6 protein-coding genes are annotated in these 6663 nt (G+C 50.0%); 3 read left to right on the plus strand and 3 right to left on the minus strand.

What is annotated here, in order from left to right:
• Both VFS25_RS20515 and VFS25_RS20520 read right to left on the minus strand, forming a co-directional pair.
• The coding region (locus tag VFS25_RS20515; RefSeq protein WP_326464048.1) for a glycosyltransferase at positions 1–212 on the minus strand (212 nt) is incomplete at its 3' end.
• Between the two features lie 120 nt (positions 213–332).
• Positions 333–1067 carry an ROK family protein gene (locus tag VFS25_RS20520; RefSeq protein ID WP_326464049.1) on the minus strand — a complete coding sequence of 245 codons (735 nt, stop codon included), beginning with the start codon at positions 1065–1067 and terminating at the stop codon, positions 333–335.
• Between the two features lie 151 nt (positions 1068–1218).
• On the opposite strand from VFS25_RS20520, the gene VFS25_RS20525 reads away from it, so the two are divergent.
• On the plus strand, positions 1219–3648 hold the full coding sequence (locus tag VFS25_RS20525; protein ID WP_326464050.1) for a TonB-dependent receptor: 2430 nt from the start codon (positions 1219–1221) through the stop codon (positions 3646–3648).
• 487 nt (positions 3649–4135) lie between these two features.
• Here VFS25_RS20525 and VFS25_RS20530 read toward each other — a convergent pair whose 3' ends face one another.
• Positions 4136–5032 carry an NAD(P)H-binding protein gene (locus VFS25_RS20530; RefSeq protein ID WP_326464051.1) on the minus strand — a complete coding sequence of 299 codons (897 nt, stop codon included), beginning with the start codon at positions 5030–5032 and terminating at the stop codon, positions 4136–4138.
• 110 nt (positions 5033–5142) lie between these two features.
• On the opposite strand from VFS25_RS20530, the gene VFS25_RS20535 reads away from it, so the two are divergent.
• On the plus strand, positions 5143–6153 hold the full coding sequence (locus VFS25_RS20535; RefSeq protein WP_326464052.1) for a GlxA family transcriptional regulator: 1011 nt from the start codon (positions 5143–5145) through the stop codon (positions 6151–6153).
• Positions 6154–6342: 189 nt separating this feature from the next.
• The coding region (locus VFS25_RS20540) for a metalloregulator ArsR/SmtB family transcription factor (protein ID WP_326464053.1) at positions 6343–6663 on the plus strand (321 nt) is incomplete at its 3' end.

The following is a 6663-nucleotide window of genomic DNA, read 5'->3' on the forward strand; positions in this document are numbered from 1 at the left end:
TTGCATTGCTGTGCAAAGGTGTCAAAAGCGCGGTACACAACCGCTACGTTGGGGTAGGCTTGTATGATCTCTAAAGTTTTGTCTGTGCTTCCGCTGTCTATGATCAGCACCCGTTCCAGCCAGGTTAGCTTGTCCAGTACACGTTGTATGTTAGGCTCTTCATTCTTCGTTAATATCAGGGCTTGCAGCACCTTTGCCGGCATCAATGACATATACTTGCTTGGTTTGTGTTTTGGCGGCCCTAATATAACCGTTAACTTTTACAATTTAAAAGACCGGCATCCGCCGGCCCGTTATTTTACTGGTTTTAGTAGCTGTGAGGTGGCTGCTTTTTACTTATCCGGGTAATTAGTGGTAATATGGTAACGGTCTTCCAGCTGCCATAGCCTGGCGCCGCCTTTGATACCGTCTTCATTTGTAAAAAGATGGATGTTGTTATCCAGCGGTATGTGCAGCTCATCTGCGCTGCCGCCGCCCAGGTACAAACGGTCGTAATTAAAAACCACTTTGAGTATGCGCAGCACTTTTGCCATACGTTTGTTCCACTTTTCTTTGCCTTCTTTTTCCAGCGCTTTGCTGCCTACATAATCATCATAATCATGCTTTTTGGTTACAGGGTGGTGGGCCAGCTCCATATGCGGCAGCAGGTAACCATCTATCAGCAGGGCGGTGCCGAAACCGGTTCCCAGGGTTACGGCCATTTCCAGCCCTTTGCCGCTTACCACGCCCAGCCCCAGCTGGTCGGCATCGTTTACCAGCCGTACGGGTTTGCCCAGCGCATTGCTGATCTGCTGTCCCAATGGAATATTTTTCCAGAAAGGATTGCCCAGGTTGGGCGCCGTATATACAATACCGTTACGCACGTAGCCGGGAAAGCCTACGGAAACCTTGTCGTATTCCGGCATATCCCTGGCAAGCGTGGTAACAATGTCCAGCACATCCGCCGGTTTGGCGGCTTTGGGTGTGTCTATGCGTTTGTAATCCATCTGCCATTTGCCCCCGCTGTTGAGGATAGTGCCTTTGATGTGCGATCCGCCTACGTCTATTGCCAGTATATGACCGTTCATGGTAGAGAATATTATGATTGAATAAAGATAAAAATAACCCGCACAAACGGCGCGCCATTAATTTCCTTTTTAAATAAAAGGATTTCCGGATTGCGTAAACACATTTTTAGATGATGGGGCAATTTTGCGCCCTATCATATACGAATGTACCATGGGTAAACTGCTACTTTGTTTAACGGCTTTTTTATGTTACTGCACCTTATTACAGGCACAGCATTCCAGGGATGAAAACGGCGCTATAAAAGGTGTTGTTACCACCAGCGACGGCCAGCCGGCTGTTAATATTACCCTGCAGATAGCGCATTCCAGGTGGGGCGCCATCAGCAATGAAAAGGGCGCTTATACCATTAAGAATATAAAACCGGGCAGCTGGCTGTTAAAGGCTTCTGCCGTAGGCGCCGTGGCACAGGAAAAAACAGTTACCGTTACTGCCAGCCAAACCCTGGAGGTTGATTTTGTGCTGACGGAAAACGCGGCCGACCTGCATGAGGTGATTATATCAGACCGCAGCCTCAATAAAGAAGATAATATGGTAGCCAAAATGCCGCTGAAGAACCTGGAGAACCCGCAGGTATATAACAGCGTATCTGCCGAAATCATGAAACAGCAGGGCATTAATAATTATGACGATGCCCTGCGCAATGTGCCGGGTATTACCCGTACCTGGGCCTCAACCGGCAGAAGCGGTGACGGCGCCGCCTATTTTGCGCTCAGGGGTTTTGACGCGCAGCCCGTTCTTACCAATGGCCTGCCCGGGCTGGTAAGCGGCAATCTCGACCCTGCCAATGTAGAGGAGATACAGGTGATCAAAGGACCATCCGCTACTTTATTCGGCGGCAGCTTTTACAGCTATGGCGGCATTATTAATACCATCACCAAAAAGCCATACTATGGTTTTGGCGGGGAAGTAGCCTATAACCTGGGCAGCTTTGGCCTGAACCGGGTAACAGCCGACATTAACACGCCTTTAAGCAAAAAAGAAAAAATTGCGTTAAGGATCAATACCGCTTACCATGCTGAAAACAGCTTCCAGGATGCGGGATTTAAAAAATCTTTTTTCATAGCGCCTTCCCTGGTATATGAAGTGAACGACCGGCTTACCTTCCAGGTAATGACGGAGATATTACAGGAAGAAAGGGCCGTAGCCCCCGTATTCTTTCACAGCAACCGCGCTGCGCCGCTGGATTTTAAAAACCTGCAGGAGCTGAACCTCAACCCGGACCTGTCTTTTACCAGCAATGACCTTACCATTAAAAACCCCCGCTACAACCTGCAGGCGCAGCTGTTGTATAAAATATCCGGCCAGTGGACCTCACAAACCGTAGTGTCGCGCGGCAGCGTAAAGTCAGACGGGTTTTATACGTACATATGGGATGATGAGCCGGGCGATAACTACTTCCAGCAATACTTCCACAACGAAAACTATACAACCAATACAACGGATATACAGCAGAACTTTAACGGCGATTTTAAGATAGGCAGCCTGCGTAACCGCCTGCTGGCAGGGCTCGACTTTTTTAACCAGCAGATGGTGGACAACGGCTCCGGCTGGGCGGTTGCACGCAATGTAACCCCGCAGGGCGGCTCCTATGCAGTAGATGCCGCCGGCGATACGCTTACGCCTGTATTATTAACAAAAACCTATGTTGATAACCTGCTGGCAGGCACCGGCGGCACCAGCAGCAATATTTCCAACAGCTCGTACAGCGCTTATGTTTCCGATGTGCTGAACCTTACGCCTCAGCTGCTGGTAATGGCCAGCCTGCGGGCCGATTATTTCGACACCAAAGGCGATAAAACAACGGATGAAGATGATTACAGCCAGTGGGCTTTTTCGCCCAAGTTCGGCGTGGTATATCAGCCGGTGCAGGATAAGGTGGCTGTTTTTGCCAACTACATGAATGCATTCATTAACGTTGCGCCCCAGGCAGTAACAGATGCCGACGGCAATAACCGCCATATAAAGTCCTTTAAGCCGGAGCATGCCAACCAGCTGGAAGCTGGCGTAAAAGCAACCCTGCTGGCCGGTAAGCTGTTTGCCACTGTTTCGGCCTATGATATAAAGGTAAGCGACCGGGTAGTGCCCGACCCCGCCAACCCCAACAACGTTATACAGGGCGGAAAAGTGGAGAGCAGGGGATTTGAGGTGGATGTTAACGCCCGCCCGCTGCCCGGCCTGAGTCTGATAGCCGGCTATAGCTTCAATGATATACAGGTAAAGGAAGGTAATAAAGATGATTTTTATAATGAACCCGGCAGAACACCAGGTGGGCAGGGAGCGCCCAACCTGGTGAACCTGTGGGCCACTTACCGGTTCAACAGCGGTTTGCTGCGGCACTTTGGCATTGGCGCGGGCGGTAATTATGCCAGCCGTTATAAGGTAATTGACAACAGCGTTACGGGCGTGTTTTACCTGCCCGCCTACACGCTGCTGAATGCCAGCCTGTTTTATAATGCGGAAAGGTTCAGGATCACCTTTGCCCTGAATAATATTACCGGCGTGGAGTATTACACGGGGTACTGGTCGGTAAACCCCCAGGCGCCCCGTAATTTCGCTGCCAGCTTTGCGTATAAGTTTTAAATATTTTGCCCGGCGCCCGGGAGCTGATCAAAAGGAATGTAAAATGTAAAATTTTAAATCCTAAATATAAAAGTAAAATGCTGCGAAACCGGGTGCAGTATTATATTGGTCGAGCATTACTTTTACATTTTAGATTTATGATTTTACATTCTTTTTGATCAGCTCCGCACAGACAATGATGTAGTTTGCCGCCATACGTTTCGCTATGGATGTCGTACAGTGCCGTGGGGCCCTGTTACCGCAATAATCCACCGGCTTACCGGCCCTTTTAAATGGTTTGTGCACAAGAAACAGCACTACATGCCGTCTGCGTAGCTACGCTCTTTTAAACGGTTGTTGTACAAGAAACAGCAGTACATGCCGTCTGCGTAGCTACGCTCTTTTAAACGGTTTGATGCACAAGAAACAGCACTACATGCCGCCTGCACAGCTACGTCCTTTTAAACGGTTAATGCACAAGAAACTGCAGTACATGCCGCCTGCGTAGCTACGCCCTTTTAAAAGCAGCGATGTTCCTGTAAACAAATTCTGCAAAGTTGGTGGGCCTTACGCCAAAACGTTTATGCGTGTCCAGCTTTATGTGCGACTCAATGCATTTGCTTCTTTCCCTGGCAATTTCCGTTAATATGCGGATGCCGGCAGGAGGTACGCCCAGCGCAACCAGCTTTTTCTCATATGCTTCGGGCGACAGGTTGTTATAACGTATGCGCGTGCCTGTTATACCTGAAATAATGTCCGCTACTTCATCCATATCCAGGGCGTCGGGGCCGGTCATTTCGTATATCCTGCCGGCATGGCCGTCCTGCGTAAGCAGCTGTACGCATACTGCTGCTACATCTGCTATGTCTACCGGCGAAAGCCTGCCGCGGTTAAAGGGCAACGGCAGCTCACCCTTATCCATATCCACGCCGGCCGGCCTGCCGGGGAAGTACATTTGCATAAACTGGCTGGGGCGCAGCAGTGTCCAGGTAAGGCCCGAGCGTACCAGGTAGTCTTCTGCATTTTCATGCTCTTTCTGCGCAATAAAGTTCTGGCTGTTAAAGCCAATGCCCGAGTCGGCCCCTGAGTATTTTACCACATGCGTTACGCCGGCTGCTTTGGCTGCATCTACAAAGCTTTGCTGGGTGGCCACCAGCTGCTTGGCGGCTGAGGAGATCATGAGCGCTTTTTCAACCCCGTTCAGCGCCGCCTGTAAGGTGGCGGGCTGCAGCATATCGCCCTCATAAATGGTTACATGCCGGTAGCTTTCCAGCTCCGGCGCCAGGGCGCGGTTTCTTACCAATGCTCTTACAGGAATGCCTTTTTCTTCAAATGCCTTTATTACCAGGCGGCCGCTTAAACCGGTAGCGCCGGTTACCAGGATGCTTGCTTTGGTTTGTTCCATTTTTTTACAGTTTTATACAGCAAAGGTATTTGCGCCTGCCAGCTTAAACGGGGTTATAAATGACAACTTAAGGGGTTGTTTGTGCCAGTGTGTTCAGGGAACTTTAAAACATGAAAAAGGTGTGTTTTTTACTGCCGGAAGGGATGGTAAAACCCAGCTCTTTGTTTGGCGCTATTGAAGTATTTGAAAAGGCCAATGAGTTTTGTATTGAAAAGGGCAACGGCCCTTTTTATGAGCTGAGCGTGGCAGGCAGCGGTATTTCCCAGTCGTTGCTGGACGCGCAGTTTATGATACAGCCCGGCCGCCATCACCTGGAAACGCTGCGGCCCGATATTATTGTTATTCCCGGCTTATATGAGCAGGACCGTTATGCGCTGGATAAGAACAAAGCGCTGATCAGCTGGATGGTGCAGCGGTATGCGCAGGGCACGGAGCTGGCCAGCATGTGCACCGGCGCTTTTCTGCTGGCGGCTACGGGGCTGCTCAGGCATGAGGAGTGCTCCACGCACTGGCTGGCCGGCAGGGCATTTACAAACATGTTCCCGGATGTGTATTTGCGTACGGATAAAATTATTACCGCCATAAACGGCATTTACACCGCCGGCGGCGCGCAATCGTCGCTGAACCTGGTCTTATACCTGGTGGAAAAATACAGCGGGCGGCCTGCCGCGCTGTACTGCGCCAAGGTGCTGCAAATTGATATAGAGCGTAGCTCCCAGTCGCCCTTCATATTCTTTGAAGGATATAAAAAGCATGGGGATGAGATCATCCATAAATCGCAGCTGTATATTGAAAAGAATATCGACGAGCGTATTACCGTGGAATTCCTGGCCGGCAAATTTGCATTGAGCAAACGCAGCTTCATACGCCGCTTTAAAAAAGCCACGCAGCATGTGCCGGTGGAGTACATCCAGAAGGTAAAGATGGAGTCGGCCAAGCGGGAGCTGGAGCAAAGCCGCAAGAACGTGAATGAGGTGATGTATGCGGTGGGGTATACCGACAGGAAAGCTTTCCGGAATATGTTTAAAAAGGTAACCGGCCTGTCGCCGGTAGATTACCGCGCAAAATACAACAGTGCGTTTTCCGGAGAGCCTTCGGGGGCTGCTGCCCCGGGCCGGTAATACTTTACCTTAAGCAGGAACGCACCGGTAGCGGCTTTATGGCAGCTGCTTTTTGCAGAAGCGCTGCTATTACATGCTGTTAACGGGCTGCCTGCATATTCCCAAATTATCTACCTGAAAAAATTCCCGGAATAATTTGCGTAAGTAAATGCTTACACATATATTTGTAAGTAATTACTTACATATTTTATGACCGTACAAGCCAGGAGGGATGTGTTCCAGGCCATAGCCGATCCTACGCGCAGGGCCATCATTGGCCTTATTGCCAAACAATCGCTGAACCTGAATGCCATTGCCGATAATTTTGATGTGAGCCGGCCGGCTATCTCACAGCATATTAAAATACTTACCGAGTGTGGATTGATCCTTATTAAGCAACAGGGAAGGGAGCGTTATTGTGAAGCGCGGCTGGAGCCCCTGGCCGAAGTGGCCGACTGGCTGGCGCCTTTCCGCAGCAATTGGGAATACCGCTTTGAGCAGCTGGATAACCTGCTTGACAGGATGAAGAAA

Origin of the sequence: Chitinophaga sp., from assembly GCF_035761305.1 — a bacterium.
GTDB lineage: Bacteria > Bacteroidota > Bacteroidia > Chitinophagales > Chitinophagaceae > Chitinophaga.